Source organism: Pseudarthrobacter sp. AB1 (genome assembly GCF_014926485.1).
Taxonomy (GTDB): domain Bacteria; phylum Actinomycetota; class Actinomycetes; order Actinomycetales; family Micrococcaceae; genus Arthrobacter.
Map to the genome: position 1 here is coordinate 94,774 of NZ_PZKO01000036.1, position 21,454 is coordinate 116,227.

General features: G+C 63.5%; 16 protein-coding genes and 2 pseudogenes. 14 read left to right on the forward strand and 4 right to left on the reverse strand.

The features are described from left to right. The first annotated feature begins 20 nt into the window (after positions 1–20). From DAD99_RS10580 to DAD99_RS10590, 3 genes are all read left to right on the forward strand, one after another. Positions 21–1,619, forward strand: coding sequence for a CdaR family transcriptional regulator (locus tag DAD99_RS10580; RefSeq protein ID WP_193341505.1), 1,599 nt, complete (start codon positions 21–23; stop codon positions 1,617–1,619). Further along, positions 1,616–2,548, forward strand: a complete 933-nt coding sequence (locus tag DAD99_RS10585) for a glutaminase (protein WP_185261751.1) — start codon at positions 1,616–1,618, stop codon at positions 2,546–2,548. Before DAD99_RS10580 ends, DAD99_RS10585 begins: the two co-directional genes overlap by 4 nt. Positions 2,549–2,641: 93 nt before the next feature. Then, on the forward strand, positions 2,642–3,247 hold the full coding sequence (locus tag DAD99_RS10590) for a hypothetical protein (RefSeq protein WP_227007902.1): 606 nt from the start codon (positions 2,642–2,644) through the stop codon (positions 3,245–3,247). Positions 3,248–3,356: 109 nt separating this feature from the next. Here DAD99_RS10590 and DAD99_RS10595 read toward each other — a convergent pair whose 3' ends face one another. Then, the gene (locus tag DAD99_RS10595; protein WP_185261749.1) at positions 3,357–3,530 is read right to left on the reverse strand and encodes a CsbD family protein; all 174 of its coding nucleotides are present in this window, start codon (positions 3,528–3,530) and stop codon (positions 3,357–3,359) included. 153 nt (positions 3,531–3,683) lie between these two features. On the opposite strand from DAD99_RS10595, the gene DAD99_RS10600 reads away from it, so the two are divergent. Both DAD99_RS10600 and DAD99_RS10605 read left to right on the forward strand, forming a co-directional pair. Continuing rightward, positions 3,684–3,947, forward strand: coding sequence for a GlsB/YeaQ/YmgE family stress response membrane protein (locus tag DAD99_RS10600; protein WP_193341506.1), 264 nt, complete (start codon positions 3,684–3,686; stop codon positions 3,945–3,947). 228 nt (positions 3,948–4,175) lie between these two features. After that, positions 4,176–4,505 carry a hypothetical protein gene (locus tag DAD99_RS10605; protein WP_185261747.1) on the forward strand — a complete coding sequence of 110 codons (330 nt, stop codon included), beginning with the start codon at positions 4,176–4,178 and terminating at the stop codon, positions 4,503–4,505. A gap of 79 nt (positions 4,506–4,584) precedes the next feature. On the opposite strand, the gene DAD99_RS10610 is transcribed toward DAD99_RS10605, so the two are convergent. Continuing rightward, positions 4,585–4,887: a DUF4193 domain-containing protein gene (locus DAD99_RS10610; RefSeq protein ID WP_193341507.1), complete on the reverse strand. Its 303-nt coding sequence runs from the start codon at positions 4,885–4,887 to the stop codon at positions 4,585–4,587. Positions 4,888–5,209: 322 nt separating this feature from the next. On the opposite strand from DAD99_RS10610, the gene DAD99_RS10615 reads away from it, so the two are divergent. From DAD99_RS10615 to DAD99_RS10630, 4 genes are all read left to right on the forward strand, one after another. Continuing rightward, the gene (locus tag DAD99_RS10615) at positions 5,210–5,518 is read left to right on the forward strand and encodes a hypothetical protein (RefSeq protein ID WP_193341508.1); all 309 of its coding nucleotides are present in this window, start codon (positions 5,210–5,212) and stop codon (positions 5,516–5,518) included. 187 nt (positions 5,519–5,705) lie between these two features. After that, a complete protein-coding gene (locus tag DAD99_RS10620) occupies positions 5,706–7,454 on the forward strand; it encodes an ABC transporter ATP-binding protein (RefSeq protein WP_193341509.1) in 1,749 nt (582 codons plus the stop codon). Beyond that, positions 7,451–9,490 (forward strand): ABC transporter ATP-binding protein, encoded by a 2,040-nt coding sequence (locus DAD99_RS10625; protein WP_375372208.1) that lies wholly within the window; start codon positions 7,451–7,453, stop codon positions 9,488–9,490. The genes DAD99_RS10620 and DAD99_RS10625 overlap by 4 nt, the downstream gene beginning before the upstream one ends. Positions 9,491–9,890: 400 nt before the next feature. Then, entirely contained in the window at positions 9,891–11,711 is a 1,821-nt protein-coding gene (locus tag DAD99_RS10630; RefSeq protein WP_193341510.1) for a glycoside hydrolase family 15 protein, read from the forward strand. Between the two features lie 21 nt (positions 11,712–11,732). On the opposite strand, the gene DAD99_RS10635 is transcribed toward DAD99_RS10630, so the two are convergent. Continuing rightward, entirely contained in the window at positions 11,733–13,172 is a 1,440-nt protein-coding gene (locus tag DAD99_RS10635) for a GntR family transcriptional regulator (RefSeq protein WP_185261742.1), read from the reverse strand. Between the two features lie 514 nt (positions 13,173–13,686). Here DAD99_RS10635 and DAD99_RS10640 point away from each other — a divergent pair. From DAD99_RS10640 to metH, 5 genes and pseudogenes are all read left to right on the forward strand, one after another. Next, positions 13,687–14,571: pseudogene (locus DAD99_RS10640) on the forward strand (ABC transporter ATP-binding protein); the annotation flags it as partial. Between the two features lie 564 nt (positions 14,572–15,135). Continuing rightward, positions 15,136–15,852: pseudogene (locus DAD99_RS10645) on the forward strand (ROK family protein); the annotation flags it as partial. A gap of 66 nt (positions 15,853–15,918) precedes the next feature. Next, positions 15,919–16,194 (forward strand): type II toxin-antitoxin system Phd/YefM family antitoxin, encoded by a 276-nt coding sequence (locus DAD99_RS10650; RefSeq protein WP_193341512.1) that lies wholly within the window; start codon positions 15,919–15,921, stop codon positions 16,192–16,194. Then, positions 16,191–16,484, forward strand: coding sequence for a type II toxin-antitoxin system RelE/ParE family toxin (locus DAD99_RS10655; protein WP_193341513.1), 294 nt, complete (start codon positions 16,191–16,193; stop codon positions 16,482–16,484). The genes DAD99_RS10650 and DAD99_RS10655 overlap by 4 nt, the downstream gene beginning before the upstream one ends. Positions 16,485–16,670: 186 nt before the next feature. Continuing rightward, positions 16,671–20,321 (forward strand): methionine synthase, encoded by a 3,651-nt coding sequence (gene metH / locus DAD99_RS10660; protein WP_193341514.1) that lies wholly within the window; start codon positions 16,671–16,673, stop codon positions 20,319–20,321. Between the two features lie 683 nt (positions 20,322–21,004). Here metH and DAD99_RS10665 read toward each other — a convergent pair. Beyond that, positions 21,005–21,454, reverse strand: a 450-nt coding sequence (locus tag DAD99_RS10665) for an NAD(P)-dependent oxidoreductase (RefSeq protein WP_305072201.1), incomplete at its 5' end; no start/stop codon positions are given.

The window sequence follows — 21,454 nt, forward strand, 5'->3', positions numbered from 1 at the left end:
GGCGAGGCAGAAGGAAACACATGGCAGCGGTTACGGTGGACGATATTCTCTCGGACCTCCCTCTGGGTTTCGCCAGCCTCATCCTCCGGCCTGCCGCCGCCAGCTCTGCGATCGAACGGCTCCTGATAGTGGATGCGGATGATGAAACGTCCGACGGCGGCGCGGCCTTTGTCCTGCTGATCGGCGTCCGCGGCCGCTCGGCTTTGCCCGCGTTGCGGCGGCTCCTGAAGAACCCTCCGCCGGTGGTCGCGGTCAAGGGAAGGCTCGAAGAGCTCACCGAAGCCCAGGAACTGCTCCGTGGTGCCGGCATTGGCCTGCTCCTGGTGGATCCGGAGGCTGACTGGGACAGGCTGCTGTCCATTGCCAAGGACCGCATCCAGCCGCGCAGCTACCAGAGCGAAGTGCTGACGCTGCTGGAAGAGGACCTGTTTGCCATCGCCCAGACCACCGCCCGGCTCACCTCCAGCCACGTGGTCATCGAAGACGCCGCCAACAAGGTCCTGGCATACTCCACCGTTTCGAACGACATCGACGAACTGCGCAAGGCCTCCATCCTGGCCCGGCGGGGTCCGCGTAAATACGAGCTGCTGCTGAAGGACCTGGGCGCCTACCGTGAACTGCATAGGACCCGGCTGCCGGTGCGGGTACCGGCCCGGCCCCAGGACGGGCTGCGGGAACGGGTGGCCGTCACACTGTTCGCCGGGGACCGGATCATGGGCTACATCTGGCTGCAGGAAACCGGGGACGGCTTCGGCCCCGACATTGACCATGTGCTGAAAGGATCTGTTGCCCGGGCCTCCGCGGAGCTGATCCGACACCGCAACCAGCAGTCTGTGCACATGCGCGAGGATCGCGTTGTGCGGATCCTGTCAGGTTCGGCGGAAGCCGCTGCCAGTGCTTACAGCGAGAAGATCTCCGCTGAGCGCCCGGCCGCATTGATCCTGATAGGAATGCCCGACTCCGAAGCCCAAGCCGACGACGCAGCACTCAAGCACGGCGAACTCGCCAATCTGGCATCCATCCACGCAGCCGCCTACAAAGCGTCCGCCGTCGTGGGCCAGTTCAAGGGTGACACGGCCGTCATTGTTCCTGGCCTGCAGTCAACCGCCGCGGAGCCCGGGCTGCGGAGCCTGGCCGAGTCCATCGTCCGGGATGCCGTTAAGCACCTAAGCATCAACCCGTTCGCAGCCGTCGGTCCGGTAGTCTCGGACCTGCTGTCCCTGCACTCAACCAGCCAAATCACCGAGGCCCTGTTGAGTTGTGTGGGCACGTCTCCGGACAGGGACGTTGCCACGGTGGACGACTTCGAAGGAGAGATTCTCTTCCGCGAGGCGGTCCAGAATTTCACGTCCTCGACGTTCCGCCACCGCAGTCTTTCCGCACTGCTGCGGCAGGATGCCGAACTCGCGGAAACCCTGCACGCGTACTTTGAAGCCTCGCTCGATGTTGCCGAATGCGCCAGCCGGATGGGGCTGCACAAGAACACCGTCTATTACCGGATCAGCAAGGCATCCCGGGCGACCGGCCTGAACTTCGGCAACCCGCGGGACTCGCTGGTGGCCCTGCTCCATGTCCAGGAATGGGCCGGCACACCTAAAGAACAACTGGGCAGGAAATGACCACAGCACTCAAAGCACCACCGTTGGACCGGATACTGGACGACATCGTCCGCAGCCACAGGCCACAGCAGGAAACCGGTGCTGTCCCGGCCAACATCCCACTCCTGGCAGCGGTACCCTTCGACAGGTTCGGGATCGCCGTCGCCACCACTTCCGGAAGGGTGTTCCGTTCCGGCGATGCCGACGTCCCCTTTTCCATCCAGAGCATCTCCAAGGTGTTCACACTGGCAATGGCGCTTCGAGGCGACAGTTCCGGATCGCTGTGGTCCCGCGTGCTGCGCGAACCGTCCGGCACCTCGTTTAACTCTCTGGTCCAGCTGGAACTGGAGCACGGCATCCCGCGGAACCCTTTCATCAACGCCGGTGCCCTGGTGGTCACCGATCATCTGATGGAAGAAACGTCCGACGCCGCCACGCAGGTGTTGCGGTTTCTCACCGACCAGGCCGGCAGCCCAGGGCCCCTCATCGATGAGGCCGCCGCAGCCAGCGAGTTATCCAGCAGCAGCCGCAACCTGGCGTTGGCGCACTTCCTGAAGGGCTTCGGCAACCTGAGGCAGTCCGCGGAGTCAGTGGTGGAAAACTACGTCCGCCAATGCTCCATCATGATGACCTGCGTTGAAGTCGCCAAAGCCGGACTCTTCCTCGCCCGCGACGGCCGGGGAGCGCTCGGAAGTGTGCTGTCCCCCAGCGACGCGAAACGCATCGGCTCCATCATGCTGACGTGCGGGATGTACGACGCCGCCGGCGAATTCGCGTACCGCGTGGGCCTTCCCGGAAAAAGCGGTGTGGGCGGCGGGATCCTGGTGATCGTTCCAGGTGTTTGCGCCATTTGTGTCTGGAGCCCGCGGCTGGACGCCAAAGGAAACTCCCAGGCCGGCACCGCGGCTCTCGCCGACCTTTCCGACCGCACCGGCTGGTCCGTTTTCTGACCTGGCCGGTGCTGTGCAACGCGGCACGACGTACGTGAGCACCGCTGGCCTGCCGTCGTTGGCCTGCTCGTTGCCCTGAGCCTGTACGCGACATTGCCCACAGCATTCCTGGAGGGCGTTCGCTATGCGGTGGTCATCGTTGGGCTGGGCCTCCTGATCCCCCTTGTTGTCCTGAATCCCCGCCGTCTCACGCGCCAAACGCGCTGGTCGAGGTATCTTTCCGTAGGTCAGGCACTGCTGCTGGTCGCAGCGAATGAGGCTGCCCTGGTGCAGTTGGTCATCGCCCTCGCAGGACCTAACAACACTGACGGTCCAAACCTTCTGCTCGCCACACTTCAGGTTTGGGTAACGAACGTCATCGCCTTTGCGCTGGTCTATTGGGAACTGGACAGGGGCGGCCCTGTGTCCCGCCGGCACACCACGCGCCAAGAACTGCCACAGGCAGACTTCCGGTTCCCCCAGGATGAAGACCACGACGCCGTCAAGGAAGTTGCCGCCAGGTCTTCGGCAAAGAGCGGCTGGACGGCGTCGTTCATTGACTACGTCTACTTCTCGCTCTCTAATTCCATGGCCTTCAGCCCAACGGACACGATGCCCCTCTCTGCCCGGGCAAAATCACTCATGGGCCTCGAAGCCTTCGGCGGCTTCGTGCTGCTGGCGCTCGTCATCGCCCATGCCGTTTCCCTGCTCGGCCAATAGCACCCACAGGATGGAGCAGGCTGAGGATGTCCACGCGCGGGATCAGGACGGTCAACGCGGGAAGGGTACCGCGCGTGTTCGCGCCGCACCCTTCCCGGTTTGAGGTGGATTACTTCTTGAAGGCGTCTTTGACCTTCTCGCCGGCCTGTTTCAGGTCTGCCTTGGCCTGGTCGCCCTTGCCTTCGGCTTTCAGGCCCGGATCGCCTTTGGCTTCGCCGGCTACTTCCTTGCCCTTGCCGCCAAGCTTCTCGGCGGTGTTCTCGATCTTGTCGTCCAAACCCACAGTGTCACTTCCTCAGGTTGGTTGCCGCCGGCGGGCTGCCTGCGGCTCACTATTTAATCGTAAATCGAATCCTTGCCAGATGCTAAGCATGCTGATTAAAATCTTGCCATGGCGTCACGGCGACGCTGGTGGTCCTTTGGAAGGAAGTGCGTCATGGGAATTCTCGGATTTCTTTTGCTCGGCCTGATTGCAGGAGCCATCGCCAAGGCCATACTCCCCGGCCGGCAAGGCGGGGGCTGGCTGGTCACGATGGTCCTTGGCGTCGTCGGAGCGATCCTCGGGGGATGGATTGGCTCGCTGATCTTCGGCGGTGGCCTCGCGGAATTTTTTGACCTGAGGACCTGGCTGCTGGCCATTCTTGGCTCTTTGGTCGTCCTCGGAATCTACGGGGCGGTGACCCGCAGGAGCCACGCCTGACCCGAACGGACATGCCCCGGGAAACACATAACGACCCAATGCTGTTTCCCGGGGACCGCCGTCACGTTCACCTGCCGTACAGACGCTCTCTGCGCAGTCCGCTCCCGCGTCCCGGGCCGGAGCTGGCAAAGGCCAATACCGGCAAGTGTGTTGCCTGGATCACATTTGGTCTATGGTTATCCGGGGCGCCACAGCGTTGTGGCACCCAACTTAGAGCGGGGAATTTTCGTGACGACAGACAAGCTTCGGGTGCTGGTCCGGGTGGACCTCGACTGCGCAACGGCCCAGGTAGCGGCGCAGGGCCACGTGACATCCCAAAGCGTGCACGGCCTGTATGCCGTCATGAAGCGCGCCAACTCCCTCACCACGGGCATGGCCCTGGAACTCGATATGACCCGGGCCCGCATCGAGCCCGACGCGTTGGAAGAACTGCGCGCCTGCTCGAGGTCCCACCATCTGCCTGCCCGCGTCGATCCGCTCCAGTCCGATTACAGGCTGAGTATCCTTGCCCCTGACAACGCGGCGCCCCTGGCACCAATGGCTGCACAGGCAGCGTGAGCGGCCACAACCAACTCCCCGCAGCAGGGCAAAAAATCCACGATGAACCGCGGATACTGCGCCTTGGCGAATGGATGCCTTAACCCTCGCACTCGATGCAGTATGAGCGGCCGTTGCTTTCGCGGGCGAGTTGAGACCGGTGCCGGACGAGGAAACAGGAATAGCAGGTGAACTCGTCCGCGGCCTGGGGAATGACCTGAACGATGAGCTCCTCGGCGACGATCTCTCCACCGGGAGTCAGGCCCTCATCGAATGCATCCGCTTCGTCCAGTTCATTGACGACGCTGCGGGCATCCGGGGCGTTCGCGGACTGTAATGCCTCCAGGGAACGGTCCTGGGTTTCCTTGACGTCGGAACGGACTTCGTCGTAATCGGTTGCCACTTTGGGTGCTTCTCATTTCTGACGGTTCTACGATCTTTCTGACGAGACTGCAACGTACACCACTGCGCCGTTGTTCCCGCATCAAAGGCCCGGAGGACGTAAGGGCCACGCCGTAACGTGGGACCGCGCCGGTGCGTTCCCCGCGACACCCAATGCGAGGGCAGCGATCCGCCAGACGTGTCACCGACGACGCTTCGTATTTCACAGGCTCCTGTGTAGTCTCTGACTTAGTAGACAGACTTGTTCAGTCTGGTGGTCCTCAGAGACCTGATTCCGCTCAGCGACCGGGAGCCTTGCTTCGCCAGTCGTAGAAGGCCGCCCCGTGGAACCGTTCATTAATTCAAACACCCCGCCTCTGTCCATCGCCCAGGTTGATTGGACACTTTACGGCGAACACGGGCTGGCGTCACCCGGGTCCAAAAAGGCGGCCGCAGACCTCTTAGCTCTGCACAACGCTTTGCTGGCCGCAGTGACCACCCGCGTCGGCGAGGTCGAGGCCGCTGAATGGGCCCTTGACCAGGCAAAAGCCGCGTGCGACGTGCAGATTGCTGCCGCCTTGGCCGCCGGAGTGCCAGCTGAAAAGGTCGTAGAGGTGGCAGGAGATCTGGCGTCGCAGCGGAGTCCGGGCTAAGGACATCGCCCGGTAGTTCGCGGACAAGCCGACGGCGGCGCTCCCACCGGCCAGGCGAATACGCTCTGGGAGAACCGGCCGCATTTCTCCCGAAGCTGCCGGCCTTTATCCCAGCCACCGGACGTAAACTGACCTTCGCACCACCCCTAGCTAAACCTTCCAGCGGGACAGAACCTTTGGAGCCGCATTGCTCTGGAAACTGCTTGTTGAATACCTGCGGCCGCACCGGCAACTGCTGATCGCCGTCGTGATTTTCCAGCTGGCGCAATCCATCGCGTCGCTGTATCTGCCCACGCTGAACGCGGACATCATTGATGAGGGCGTGGCCAAGGGGGACACCGGCGTCATCCTCAGCCTGGGCGGCCTGATGCTGGCGATTACGCTGCTGCAGATCATCTGCGCCGTGATTGCCGTGTACTTCGGGGCGAAGGCGGCCATGGGGGTGGGCCGGGATCTGCGTGGGGCCATCTTCACCCGGGTGGGGGAGTTCTCCGAACAGGAAGTGACCAAGTTCGGCGCGCCCAGCCTGATCACCCGCTCCACGAACGACGTCCAACAGGTCCAGCAGCTGGTGCTGATGGCGGCCACCCTGATGGTGGCCGCGCCCATGCTCGCCATCGGCGGCGTAATCATGGCCGTCCGGCAGGACGTGCAGCTGTCCTGGCTGATCGCCGTCGCCGTGCCCGTGCTGATGATCGGGGTGGGCCTGATCATCAGCCGGATGGTGCCGCTGTTCCGGAAGATGCAGGTCCGGATCGACACCGTAAACCGCGTGCTCCGGGAGCAGCTCACCGGCATCCGGGTGGTGCGCGCGTTCGTCCGGGAGGACATCGAGAGCGCCCGCTTTGCCCAGGCCAATGAGGACGTCACGGACACCGCGCTGCGTGCCGGCCGGCTGATGGCGCTCGCGTTCCCCGTGGTGATGCTGGTGCTGAACGTCTCGTCCGTGGCCGTGATCTGGTTCGGCTCGTTCCGGATCGAGGACGGCTCCATGCAGGTGGGCACGCTCATCGCGTTCCTGAGCTACCTGATGCAAATCCTGATGTCCGTCATGATGGCCACGTTCATGGCGGTGATGATCCCGCGCGCCGCTGTCTCGGCGGACCGGATCGGCGAGGTGCTGGGCACCGAGTCGAGCGTCCGGCCGCCGAAGAATCCGCTCAGCAGTGCGGTGGCGTCCGATGGGCACCGCCGCGGGCAGCTGGAATTGCGCGACGTCGGATTCGCCTACCCGGGTGCCGATCAGCCCGTCCTCTCCGGGCTCAGCTTCACCGCCAGGGCAGGGCAGACGACGGCGATCATCGGCAGCACCGGTGCCGGTAAGACCACCCTGGTGAACCTCATGCCGCGGCTGTTCGATGCCACCACCGGCTCGGTCCGGGTGGACGGGGTGGACGTGCGCGAGCTGCACCCGGACCTGCTGTGGGGGCACATCGGGCTGGTGCCGCAGCGGCCCTACCTGTTCACCGGCACCGTCCGCAGCAACCTGCAGTACGGCAAACCAGATGCCACCGAGGACGAGTGCTGGTCCGCCCTTGAGATTGCGCAGGCGCGGGACTTCGTGGAGGAGATGGAGGGCGGCCTGGACGCACCCATTTCCCAGGGCGGCACCAACGTCTCCGGTGGGCAGCGGCAGCGGCTGGCCATCGCCCGGGCCCTGGTGAAACGGCCCGAACTGTATATCTTTGACGACTCGTTCTCTTCTCTGGACACCGGCACCGACGCCCGGCTGCGGCAGGCGCTCAAGCGCAACACGGCCGGCGCCACCCTGGTGATCATCGCCCAGCGGGTGTCCAGTATCGTGGATGCGGACCAGATTTTAGTGCTCGACGACGGCAGGATCGTTGCGCGCGGAACGCACTGGGAGCTGCTGGAGGACTCCGAGACGTACCGGGAGATTGTCTCCTCCCAGCTGGCAGCGGAGGAGACGGTGTGAGCGCGCCGCAGCGGCCGACGTCGGGCGCTTCCCACCCAGCAGCCCCCGGCGGAACCGCAGCGGCCTCCAAAACCGCCACTGCCGACGTCGTACGCATTCCGCGTCCGGCAGGCGGACCGGGACGCGGCGGACCGTTCGCGGGGATGAACGTCCCGGCAGAGAAGGCGATGAACTTCGGGCCGTCGGCCAAGCGGCTGCTGGGCACGCTGCGGCCGGAGCGGGCGTGGTTGCTGCTGGTCCTGGTGATGGGCGTGGCCAGCGTGACGCTCTCGGTGATCGGGCCGCGGCTGCTGGGGGAGGGCACCAACCTGATTTTCGCCGGGGTGGTGTCCCGGCAGCTGCCCGCCGGGGTGAGCAAGGAGCAACTGATCGCGCAGCTGCGGGCCGCGGGGGAGAACCAGCGGGCGGACATGCTCACGCCCATGGCGTTGACCCCGGGCACCGGGATCGACTTCGCGGCACTGTCCAGTGTGCTGCTGTGGGCGCTGGTGCTGTACGTGCTGGCGTCGGCGTTTATGTGGGTGCAGGCGTATGTGCTGAACGGGGTGGTGCAGCGGACGGTGTTCGGGCTGCGCGGGGAGATCGAGGCGAAGATCCACCGACTGCCGCTGCGGTACTTCGATTCGATCCAGCGCGGTGAGCTGCTGAGCCGGGTGACCAACGACGTGGACAACGTCTCCCAGAGCCTGCAGCAGTCCATCAGCCAGGCGGTCACATCGGTGCTGACCGTGGTGGGTGTGCTGGTGATGATGGTGATCCTCTCGCCCACGCTGGCGCTGATCGCGCTGGTCACCATTCCGCTGACGCTGGGGATCACGGCGCTGATCGCCAAGCGCTCGCAGAAGCTGTTTGTGGCGCAGTGGAAGCACACGGGGGAGCTGAACGGGCAGATCGAGGAGACGTACACCGGGCATGCGCTGGTGAAGGTGTTCGGCCGGCAGCGCGAGGTGGAGGAGCGGTTCCGGCAGAAGAATGTGGAGCTGTACGACGCGAGTTTCGGTGCGCAGTTCATTTCCGGGCTGATCATGCCGGCCATGACGTTTATTGGGAACCTGGTGTATGTGGGGATTGCGGTGGTGGGCGGCCTGCAGGTGGCGTCCGGGGCAATGCAGCTGGGCGACGTGCAGGCGTTCATCCAGTACTCGAGGCAGTTCACTATGCCGCTGGCGCAGTTGGGGTCTATGGCGAACCTGCTGCAGTCCGGGGTGGCGTCGGCGGAGCGGGTGTTCTCGCTGTTGGATGAGGAGGAGGAGTCTGCGGAGCCTGTTGCTTCGTCTGGTCCCGTTTTCGGGCGGGGGCGGCTGGTGTTTGAGGACGTCTCCTTCTCGTATTCGCCGGACAAGCAGCTGATTTCTTCTTTGTCTTTGGTGGCGGAGCCGGGGCAGACGGTGGCCATTGTGGGGCCTACGGGGGCGGGTAAGACCACGCTGGTGAACCTGATGATGCGGTTCTACGAGCTGGATGCGGGGCGGATAACGCTCGACGGCGTGGACGTCACCTCGGTGCCCCGGCACGAGCTGCGCTCGCGGCTGGGCATGGTGCTGCAGGATACGTGGCTGTTCGGCGGGACCATCCGGGACAACATCGCGTACGGGCGGCCATCGGCGTCCGAGGCCGAGATTCTGGAGGCGGCGCGGGCGACGTATGTGGACAGGTTCGTGCACTCGTTGCCGGAGGGGTACGACACTGTGCTGGAGGACGAGGGTTCCAACGTTTCCGCGGGGGAGAAGCAGCTGCTGACGATTGCGCGGGCCTTCCTGGCCCGGCCGTCGGTGCTGATCCTGGATGAGGCGACTTCTTCGGTTGATACGCGGACCGAGGTGCTGGTGCAGAAGGCGATGCGTGCGCTGCGGTCCGACCGGACGTCTTTTGTGATCGCCCACCGCCTGTCAACGATCCGCGATGCCGACCTCATCCTGGTGATGGAGGCCGGGCAGATCGTGGAGCAGGGCACGCACGCTTCATTGCTGGCTGCGGGTGGGGCGTATGCGCGGCTGTATGAAGCGCAGTTCGCGGCCCCGGTGGCGGAGGTTTAGGGCTTCTGCCCTTGCGATCAATGGCGGGTGCTGCGGCGTTCGCCGGGCATGCACGTGAAAAAGGCAGGCTGCTGGACGGGTGCAAGTGGGACAACCAGCCATTGGCCGCCATAAAATTCCACATACGAATCCGAGGGGCACCGTGCGTAGGCTTCTTCTCGTGTCATGTCGCTCAGTCTTTCCCGTTAGGTAATGCGTTGGTAGGTGGGAACTGCTCTTCTTCTTTCGCCGTAGGTGGGCTTGACATCCATCGTCCCGTCATCGGCAGGTAGGCGAAACGCTGATTCCGGACGGTTTGAACCACCCCTTTTGGTAGGTGGCCCTGTGGGCGGGCCGGTACGACAGCTGAACGCGTGAAGCCGGGCCTCACCCAGATGAACAAATTGTGATTGAGTGGAGCATGGCTTCCCCCATCGAGGACTATGCGCTGTTATCGGACCTTCAAACTGGGCCTCTCATCTCCCGGGATGGCAGCGTGGACTGGCTCTGTTTCCCCCGTTTCGACTCGCCGTCCGTGTTTAGCCGAATCCTGGGCACCGATGAGCACGGCCACTGGCTGCTGGCGCCCAGCGAAGCCGGCGCTGCCGTTGTCGACCGGCACTACATTGACTCGACATTTGTGCTCCAAACCATCTGGAAGACCGGCAGCGGATCCGTAATTGTCACCGATTTCATGCCGTTGGGGGACAGCGGATCTTCCCTGGTCCGCCGCGTCACCGGTGTGGAAGGCAGCGTAGAAATGCGCCAGGAACTTCGGATCCGGCCAGGATATTCAACGGTTCTCCCCTGGATGAGCCGGATTCGCGACCACGAGCCGAGGGCGGCACCGGTCCTGTTGGCGATGGCCGGTCCGGATGCCCTTGCACTGAGGGGGCCTCATCTTCCGCATGCCCACGCGCACGGGCACGAGGGAGAATTCGTTGTGTCGAAGGGCGAGCAGCTAGATTTCGAACTGACGTGGTTCCCCTCGCACCGCCCCTTGCCCGCAGCCTCTAACGTTGATGTTGCCCTCGAGGAGGCCACCGACTATTGGAGCCGCTGGGGAAGCCACTGCCGGCAGGACGGCGTTTATGGCGGTGCGGTCAAGCGCTCGTTGTTGGTGCTGCGGGCCCTGACGCATTTTGAAACGGGCGGCATCGTCGCAGCGCCCACAACTTCCCTCCCCGAGGATTTCGGCGGTCCGCGGAACTGGGACTACCGGTACTGCTGGCTGCGCGATGCGGCCCTGACACTGGAATCAATGCTGACCCATGGCTACGAAACGGAGGCGCTGCAGTGGCGCAACTGGCTTCTTCGGGCCCTCGCTGGCGATCCTGAGCAGATGCAGATCATGTACGGGGTGGGAGGAGAACGGGAACTCCCTGAACGCGAACTGGCCCACCTCCCCGGCTACGAAGACTCCAAGCCTGTGCGCATTGGAAATGCCGCAGTCTCGCAGTTCCAAGCTGATGTTGTCGGCGAAGTGATGGTGGCATTGGAACGGCTGCGGATGGCCGGAGGCAAGGAAGACCATTTCTCCTGGGCGCTTCAGAAGGCGCTCCTGGGATTCGTCGAAAAACACATCGATGACAAGGACTTCGGCCTCTGGGAGATGCGCGGCGAAGCACAGTACTTCACGCACTCCCGCGTGATGATGTGGGCCGCCTTCAACAGCGGGATCCGGGCGATACGGATCCACGGACTACCAGGCGATGCCACAAAGTGGGAGAAACTCCGGGACCGGTTACGGGAAGAGATCATGCGCGAGGGCTTCAACCGGAGCATCAATTCCTTCACGCAGACCTATGGCGGAACGCAAACAGATGCGGCCCTGCTCGTCATGCCCCAGGTCGGGTTTCTCCCCTATAACGACGAGCACATGCTCAGCACAGTCAAGCGGCTGGAACAGGAACTCCTGACCGACGACGGCCTTTTGCTGCGCTACCGGACAGAGAGCGGCGTTGACGGCCTGGAACCGGGTGAACATCCTTTCCTCGCATGCTCTTTCTGGCTTGTGGAGCAGTACGCGCGGACAGGTCGCCAAGCGGAAGCGAAGGTCTTGATGGACAAGCTCGTGGGGCTTGCCAACGAGCTTGGTCTGCTGAGCGAGGAGTACGCAACAGACGAGGATCGGATGGCGGGGAACTTTCCGCAAGCCTTCTCGCACCTGACCCTGGTCCGGGCGGCAGATGCCATGCACGGGGTTGACCGCCTCAGTCTTGCCGTCGACGCTCTCGTTTAGTGGCACGTCCTGGAAGGTGCCTCATTCTCCAGGGGAGCCTGCAGTAGGGGTGCCCACGAAGAGTCTCCAGGGCATTGCGTGGAGGTCGATCTGCTTCCCGGCGTATTGCGCGGGTGAGTAGATTCCCCCCATGAAGCGGCCGGTGTTGGTTGCGATGATCACATCATTCTGGTCGACGAGGCACGTATTCGGGTATAAGGCCCGAAGGTGCGGTTCGAGGTGGCTCTGGATTCCCCGGACCAGTACATCCGCAGCGACGATCCCGACCATTTCTTCCCCCACGAAAACGGCTTTGCTGAAAGTGACGATGTTTTCGTTACTCCCGTTGGCATCCAGGTACGCATGGCTGATGTGGATGGCTCCGTCGCCGTAGTCCTCGGGGCGCCACGTTGCGGTGCCGCCTTCATATAAGTCCCAGTCGATCACCAGCCGCTGAAGTGACTGAGGTCCCGACGGGGCGTGGCACCAGGCCGCGCCCGCAGGGCCGAATGAAACGTCAGGCAGGAAGCCCGCTCCGTACAACAGTGGAACGGCTCCCTCAAGAGTCTGTCGCGAAGCGTCGTAGATTGCGTCCAGATCAGAGCTGTCTCCCTGCCGCTTAGAGCCGAGCTGAACGTGCACCGCGTGTTCGATCGAACGGATCGAAGCTGAGGCCGTATCTGCCAGAAGCTCGGTGAAGGATCCGATCAATGCCAGTTCGCGTTCTTCCTTGCCGGGGTCAGGAAAGGATTCTTCGCGGGATGCATCGACGCTCATTCGCAAATCGAGTACCCGGTTCATATCCGACCGGACATGCTCCTCGGCCAGAGCCCGGGCAAGCATCCCGTCTCCGGACCGAATGGCCTCCACGATAGACGCATGTTCTGCTGCTGCGTTGCCGTATCCGGCAGGGGCTGCCCAGATCAGCGGCCCAACCTCGGCTTGCATCGCCATTTCCTCGCGTGTGAGTCTGACAGAACCCGAGCTGGCGGCAAGCTCGATGTGAAACCTGCTGTCGTCGCGAATCGCCTGCGCAGAATCCTCAGACGACGCGATCTTCACCGCCATGGACGCAAGGCGCCCGAGGGAAAGCCGCCCACTCCGCTCCGCTGCGGCAGCCGCTGCAGAGCCCGCCAAGACGGCCCAGTAGTCACGGATGTCGCGCAGGTCATCGAGAGAATAGGCCATGAGCGATTCACGCTCCGCCTTGATGATGTCGCCTGTGCTGGCCTTGACGAAGCTTCCGCCGCCCTTGCCCCGCCGCGTCTCGAGCAAGCCGCGCCCCCGCAGCTCGGCCAGCGCCGCGCGAAGGGTTAGCGTCGACACGCCCATCTTGGCTGCCAGCTCGTTTTCGCTGGGCAACTGGGTCCCGTCTTCAAGCACCCCGAGTTCGATGGCATACCTGAGCCGCCTTCCCACCTCTTCCCCCCGGTCAAAGGTTGCTAAGGGGGCGAAGGCGAGCTGCTCTCTCCACGTGGTCATGGACCCTTGCTCCTTCGTCGGGCGTGCTTGGTACCGCCATCTTTATTATCTAACCTTTAACTTCAAATGTCTATTGACATATAAGGTTAAAGGTCTAAGACTTGTTGAAGGACAGGAGAGATGTTCTCCACAACCGGGTTCTTGAAAGGAATGATCGGCATGACACGTGAAGAAGCCTATGCAGGTTGCCCTTCAGACTCGTACGTCGAGTTCTATGGAGGCCAGTGGCTCGTCGTCCCGCTTGCGCCAGTTGAGCAGCCCTCCTTTTTCACGTGTTTGCCTCAAAGCAGGCGGGGCACCCACCACTAGATTGGGCGCCTGACCAACGGGTCCACGCAGCTTGTCAGAGGCTGAAGCGCCGCGTGGCCTGTCCACGGCGATGGCCATAATTTGCTCCCGGATGACAAAGGCACCAAGCCTCCAGCGTACGACGGCGGGAAGTCCCGCCGTCGTACGTTTACTCTTGCGGCGTACGGCGGCGTAGACAAATTTCGGCTGCGGGAGCCTCCTGGGGACCGGGCATGCGCTGGTGAAGGTGTTCGGCCGGCAGCGCGAGGTGGAGGAGCGGTTCTGGCAGAAGAATGTGGAGCTGTACGACGCGAGTTTCGGCGCGCAGTTCATTTCGGGGCTGATCATGCCGGCGATGACGTTCATCGGGAAACTGGTGTACGTGGGGATCGCCGTGATGGGCGGCCTGCAGGTGGCGACCGGGGCCATGCAGCTGGGCGACATGCAGGCGTTCATCCAGTACTCGCGGCAGTTCACTATGCCGCTGGCGCAGCTGGGGTCGATGGCGAACCTGATGATGCGGTTCTGCGAGCTGGATGCCGGGCGCATAACGCTCGACGGCATGGACGTCACTTCGGTGCCGCGGCGGGAGCTGCGCTCGCGGCTGGGCGTGGTGCTGCAGGATACGTGGCTGTTCGGCGGGACCATCCGGGACAACATCGCCTACGGCCGGCCTTCGGCGTCTGAGGCCGAGATTCTGGAGGCTGCGGGGGCGACGCATGTGGACCGGTTCGTGCATTCGCTGCCGGAGGGGTACGACACTGTGCTGGAGGATGAAGGCTCGAATGTGTCCGCGGGGGAGAAGCAGCTGCTGACGATTGCGCGGGCCTTCCTGGCCCGGCCGTCGGTGCTGATCCTGGATGAGGCGACGTCGTCGGTGGATACCCGGACCGAGGTGCTGGTGCAGAAGGCGATGCGTGCGCTGCGGTCCGACCGGACGTCTTTTGTCATTGCGCACCGCCTGTCCACGATCTGCGACGCCGACCTCATCCTGGTGATGGCGGCCGGGCAGATCGTGGAGCAGGGGACGCACGCATGGTTGCTGGCCGCGGGCGGGGCCTATGCGCGGCTGTACGAGGCGCAGTTCGCGGCTCCGGTGGCGGAGGTTTGAGTATGTGAGACTGCCGACTACCTCAGCCTGATCTTGGCAAACTAAATTTCTATGTGACCCTCGTCGACGACGTGCTCCGGCGCGAGCACCACAACTAGGCAGCTGGAAATCTCTGGGGGCCTCTCCGGATACGAAAGGAGGGCCCTCGCTGACCCGATGCATCCTGACCACACCGAATATTTGGAATGGGTCGCGGCGGTGACAAACTCTAACGGACCGATCGACCCAGACCTTCTAGCCATCGCCGAGGGGAACCGGAGGACGCTCGCCAACGGAGGAATGTGATGCCTCTGAAGGCCCAGTTGGCAGCTCTGACGTTCCAGCCCAAATTTTCCAGCCACTGTCTGGACAATTGTTTGAGCCTAACCCCTGCTGCCACTTTGTGGCTCGTTGGCCCGGCAGCTTCCAGACAAGGCGCGATGGGATGCAGTGGGCGGCACTTTGCTCACTGGTTCCCCTCCTAACACGCTTTTACATATGTGCTGCATTTCCGGGGTAATCTGGCCCTTCGCATTTAGGCATGGTTGGTCTGTTTAATTCGATACGGGCGGTGGCCGCCGGCGGCGACCCTCGCAGCCGCCCATCATGCCGGGTTGGAACGGATTCGACGTTCCCCGCTATGTCCAGCGCAGCTACGAGGTGGCGGTCCTGGTGGATAACGACGTCAACATCATGGCTCTCGGCGAGCGGGCCGTGGCGTGGCCGGAGTCCGAGAACATGATCTTCCTCAAAGTCGCCACGGGCATCGGTTCCGGAATCATCAGCAGCGGACAGCTGCAGCGCGGTGCCGACGGTTCCGCAGGCGATGTTGGGCACATTGCAATCGGGCGGGCGGCAGGCATCGCTTGCCGGTGCGGGAATATCGGGTGCTTGGAAGCCATTGCCGGACGGCCGGCTATAGCGGCGGCTCTGAGGGCTGAGGGCGTAGAGCTTGAGCGCGACAGCGACGTGGTTGCCCTGGTCCGAAAAGGAAACCTCCTGGCGAGCCAGACTGTGCGCCAGGCGGGGAGGGATATTGGCGAGGTCCTCAACATGTGCGTCAGCATCCTCAACCCGTCCCTTATTGTTATCGGCGGCTCGATGGCTGAAGCGAGTGAACAGCTCATCGCGGGGATGCGGGAAGTTGTCTATTCACGCTCCACCCCTCTGGCTACCCAGCACCTTTCAATCGTTCAAGCCCGTACCGGGGCCGACGCCGGGGTCATCGGGGCAGGCATCATGGCTATTGAACATGTTCTCGAGCCGGCAAACCTAGAGGCCTTGACTGCGACTTCAGCTTGACACAATCATTATTATCGGCTAAAAGTCAGGCTAGTGATTAGCCTGGTTTCAGGCTATATTTATGCCATGAGAACGGTACCTCTTAGCGAAGCCAAGGACAAGCTTTCCGCGCTTGTAGAGGAAGCAGACAAGACGCATGAGATCATCCAGATCACGCGCCATGGGCATCCACTAGCCGTGTTGATGTCCGCTGACGATCTGGAGTCCCTGCAGGAAACGATCCATTGGCTCTCACGTCCGGGTATCCGCGAAGATTTGGACCAGGCCCGGCACGACATCGCCGAAGGCAACACGGTCAGCGGCGATGAGCTGCGCCGCGAATTTGGACTGCCGTCGAGGTGACCGAGGAATCATCCAATGGGCGCGGGTTATGGAAAATCGAGGTCACCAGCCCTGCACTGAAAGGGTTTCGTCGGCTGCCGGAGAAGGCTGCCGCCGCTATCGTGGAATTCGTTACGGGTGTCCTGGCCGATAATCCGCGCCGGTTCAGCAAGCCCCTCACCAACGAACTCCTTGGCCTGCGCACCGCACGCCGTGGTGACTACCGCGTGCTGTTAACCCTCGACATTGAAGAGCACACCTTATACGTCCACCGCATCGAGCACCGTGCGGATGTCTACAAACCCCGTTAGCAGCCAAACTCATCGAATTTGTGCCATTTGGGCGCCTCTCCCCCAGCTCAGGCTGACGAAACGTCCGCTATCGGTTGTGCGTTAACTCACAGGCGCTGCCTGAAGGTCCTAGCGAGGCCACCAGCCGCCGTCGTAGTACACGGACACACAGCGCAACGTTCCAGCCCCCACCCGTAACCTGTTTAGATGCCTCGTTTCGCGCTTGATATTGACTCCGTCCCCCGCCCTGTCCGCGCCCAGGAACTCCTGGATGCGGTGAACCACCGTGTCGTCATTGCCGATGGGGCCATGGGCACCATGCTGCAGGGCCGGGAACTCTCGCTCGAGGACGACTTCCTGGGGCTCGAAGGCTGCAACGAGATCCTCAACGCCACGCGGCCCGACGTCCTCGCGGACATCCACGACGCGTACTTCGCCACCGGCATCGACGCGGTGGAAACCAACACCTTCGGCGCTAACTGGTCCAACCTCTCCGACTACGGCATCGACGACCGGATCGAAGAGCTCGCCCGCAAAGGCGCAGAAATTGCCCGGGAACGCGCCGAAGCGGCAGAAGCAACAGACGGCCGCGTGCGCTGGGTCCTCGGCTCGATGGGGCCGGGCACCAAGCTCCCCAGCCTCGGACACACCAGCTATGACTACCTCAAGCAGACCTTCGCCCTGCAGGCCGAGGGCCTCATCGACGGCGGCGCGGACGCCTTCCTCATCGAAACCAGCCAGGACCTCCTGCAGACCAAAGCCGCGGTCAATGGCTGCAAGCAGGCCATCGTCACCCGCGGCATCCGGCTCCCCATCTTCGTTACGGTGACCGTCGAAACCACTGGAACCATGCTCATGGGCTCCGAGATCGGCGCCGCGCTCACCGCCCTCGAGCCGCTCGGCGTCGACGCCATCGGCCTGAACTGCGCCACCGGGCCGGACGAGATGAGCGAGCACCTGCGCCACCTCTCCAAGCAGTCCTCCGTCGCCATCGCCTGCATGCCCAACGCCGGCCTGCCCGTCCTTGGTCCCAACGGCGCGCACTATCCGCTCTCGCCCACCGAACTCGCCACCGCACACGAGCAGTTCGTTCGCGAGTTCGGCCTGGGCCTGGTGGGCGGCTGTTGCGGTACGACGCCGGAGCACATGGCCGCCGTCGTCGAACGTCTTGCGCCCTTCCGCGCCAACGGCGCCGTCACCAGCGGCGGGCGGGGCGCCGACGGCGGCCGCGTTCCCACCGAGCGGGAAGCCGGCATCGCTTCCCTCTACCACCACGTGAATTTCGACCAGGAATCCGCGTACCTCGCCATCGGCGAACGCACCAACGCGAACGGTTCGAAGGCGTTCCGCCAGGCGATGCTCGAAGAGCGCTGGGACGACTGCGTTGATATTGCCCGCGGACAGGTCCGTGTTGGCGCGCACCTGCTGGACGTCTGCATTGACTATGTGGGGCGCGACGGCGTGGCCGACATCAAGGAGATCGTCTCACGTTTCGCGTCGGCCTCCACGCTCCCGCTCGTCATCGACTCCACCGAACCGCCCGTGCTGCAGGCCGGGCTCGAACACATCGGCGGACGCCCGGTGGTCAACTCCGTCAACTACGAGGACGGCGACGGCCCCAACAGCCGCTTCGCGCGCATCATGCCGCTGGTAAAGGAACACGGCGCCGCCGTGATCGCGCTGACCATCGACGAACAGGGCCAGGCACGCACCACCGAAGGCAAGGTGGCCATCGCCTCGCGCCTCGTCGACGCCCTGGTAGGCGAATGGGGGATGCGCGTCGAGGACATCATCGTGGACGCCCTGACCTTCCCCATCGCCACCGGCCAGGAAGAAACCCGCCGGGACGGCATCGAAACCATCGAGGCCATCCGCCAGATCACCACGGAATATCCCGGCATCCAGACCACCCTCGGCGTCTCCAACGTGTCCTTCGGCCTGAACCCGGCAGCGCGCATGGCACTGAACTCGGTGTTCCTGCATGAGGCCGTGCAGGCCGGCCTGACCAGCGGCATCATTGACGCCGCCAAGATCGTACCGCTCGCCTCCCTGCCGGAAGAACAGCGCAAAGTTGCCCTGGACCTCATCTGGGACCGCCGCGAATACGACGCCGACGGCAACATCACGTACGACCCCCTGAACAGCATGCTGGACCTGTTCGCCGGCGTCGACACCGCGGCGCTCAAAGACCAGCGCGCGGCAGAACTTGCGGCGCTGCCCACCGGCGAACGCCTGGGGCGGCGCATCATCGACGGCGAAGGCAAGGGCCTCGAAGGAGACCTGGACCTGGCTCGCAGCGAGGGCATGACCCCGCTCGGCATCATCAACGACTACTTGCTTGAGGGCATGAAGGTGGTGGGCGAGCGCTTCGGCGCCGGCGAGATGCAGTTGCCGTTCGTGCTGCAGTCCGCCGAGGTGATGAAGAACGCGGTGGCCCTGCTCGAGCCGCACATGGAGAAATCGGATTCCTCGGGCAAGGGCACCATGGTGATCGCCACCGTGCGCGGCGATGTGCACGACATCGGCAAGAACCTGGTGGACATCATCCTCACCAACAACGGCTACAAAGTCATCAACATCGGCATCAAGCAGGGGATCGCCGAGATCATGGCCGCAGCGCAGGAGCACAACGCCGACGTGATCGGCATGTCCGGCCTGCTGGTGAAGTCCACCGTGGTGATGAAAGAAAACCTCGCCGAACTCCAGTCCCGGGGCCTCGCGAAAAAGTGGCCCATCATCCTCGGCGGCGCCGCCCTGACCCGCGCCTACGTGGAGCAGGACCTGGCGGAGCAGTTTGAGGGAACCGTCCGGTACGCCAAGGACGCCTTTGAGGGCCTGGCCCTCATGGAACCGCTGGTGCAGGTGGCCCGCGGCGCGGACCCGGACGCCGTTGGCCTTCCGCCGCTGAAGAAGCGGATCCATAAAGGCGGCCCGAAGTTCACGGTGACCGAGCCGGAGGCAATGCCCGGCCGGTCCGACGTCGCCTCCGACAATGCCGTGCCCGCACCGCCGTTCTGGGGCACGCGCATTGTGCGCGGCGTGGCACTCCACGACTACGCCGCCATGCTCGACGAGCGCGCCACCTTCATGGGGCAGTGGGGGCTCAAGCCCGGCCGCGGCGATGACGGCGCCTCCTATGAGGAACTGGTGGAGCGCGAAGGCCGGCCCCGCCTGCGGTACTGGCTGGACCGCATCCTCGGCGAGGGAATGCTTGATGCGTCCGTCGCCTACGGCTATTTCCCGGTGGTCACCGAAGGGGAACAGGTGGTGGTGCTGCACCACGGGGAGGATCACGACGGCGTCCTCGGCACCGCGGGGCTCCTCGCCCCCGACGGTGGTTCAGGCGGTCCGATCGGCACCGAACGGCTGCGGTTCGACTTCCCGCGCCAGCGCCGGGACCGGCATCTGTGCCTGGCCGACTTTGTGCGCTCGCGCGAATCGGGGCAGGTGGACGTCCTGCCGGTGCAGCTGGTCACCGCCGGTTCGAAGATCGAAGAGTTTACGTCCAAGATGTTCGCGGCCAACCAATACCGCGACTACTACGAGCTCAACGGCCTGGTTATGCAGCTCACCGAAGCGCTGGCGGAGTTCTGGCATGCGCGCATCCGCTCGGAGCTGGGTTTCGCAGCCGAGGAGCCGAAGGACAAGGCCGGCCTGTTCAAGCTCGACTACCGCGGTGCGCGGTTCTCACTCGGATACCCCGCGTGCCCGGACATGGAGGACCGCCGCAAGGTGACGGAGCTGCTGAAGCCCGAAAGGATGGGCGTGGTCCTCAGCGATGAGCTGATGCTGCACCCCGAACAGTCCACCGACGCCTTCGTGTTCCACCACCCGGAGGCGAAGTACTTCAAGGTGTGAGCTGCGGTCTGAAACGGCCACAATATCTCGACGTTGGCTTACACTCCCAACTGATAAGTAACGCGCCTCCCAGGACGCGGAAGCTGTTTATCGGAAGGCATGTTTGGGCGTGCCCTAACTGGGCGTGCAGGACCATTGTCCATTGAGTAACTGGGGGTGTCCTCATTCATCTAACTTGACGCAGCCATGAGCCCCTCCCGATTATCTGTCCGTTCTCAGTTAAGTTGGCAACGTCGACATGGGATTTTGCCAACTCAGGTGAGACGGATCCGGTCCGAGTCGTTTCAATCAAGTTGGCAATTCCGTAGGCGTCCAGCGCTGAGAATAGGCCGGATGGCCTTGCAGTTACTGGTTTAGGTGATCTCGGCGTTGCCAACTCAAGTGAGAAAACGGCCCCCACCAGTAGATTGCCAAGTTAACTGGGATTCTTGCCAACAAAACTGAGACCGGACATCGTCGCTGCGCCACTATGCGGAACCGAAACGGTTCAGCTTTACGGAAGGCCGGTTATCGGCGTTCCATTTGGTCGCTCGATAGGGGAGAGAATCACGCAATTGGTCCCTGAAACTCGCCCGGCAATTCCTTCGCTCGTGAAGAACATGAACGAGTACGAGCCCCATGCCTTCGCGACGGGGCTCGTACTCGTTCAGGTTGTCGCCTCGCTCGGTGGACGCCAGGTGCTTTTAATTGATCGGGGTGGGCGGTCGTCCGTCGCTGAGCACTGCCAGGACGTTGTCGGCGGCGAGCATCGCCATCGCGGTTCGGGTCTCGACCGTGGCGGAGCCGAGGTGCGGCACGAGCACCACGTTCTCGAGCTCGAGTAATCCGGGGTGCACGCTGGGTTCGTTCTCATAAACGTCGAGCCCGGCACCGGCTATTTGCCCCTGGCGTAGCGCGGCGGCGAGGGCCGCTTCGTCGATGATGGGGCCCCGCGCGGTATTGATGAGGTATGCCGTGTCCTTCATGGCTGCGAGTTGCCCGGAGCCGATCAGGTGGTGGGTGGCGGGTCCGTAGGGGCAGTGCAGGGAGACGATGTCGGAGTTGGCCAGCAGCTCATCGAGCTCGACCCGCCGGGCGCCCAGCTCTGCTGCAACCCCCGAATCGATCTCACTGCGTGACTGGTAGACGATTTC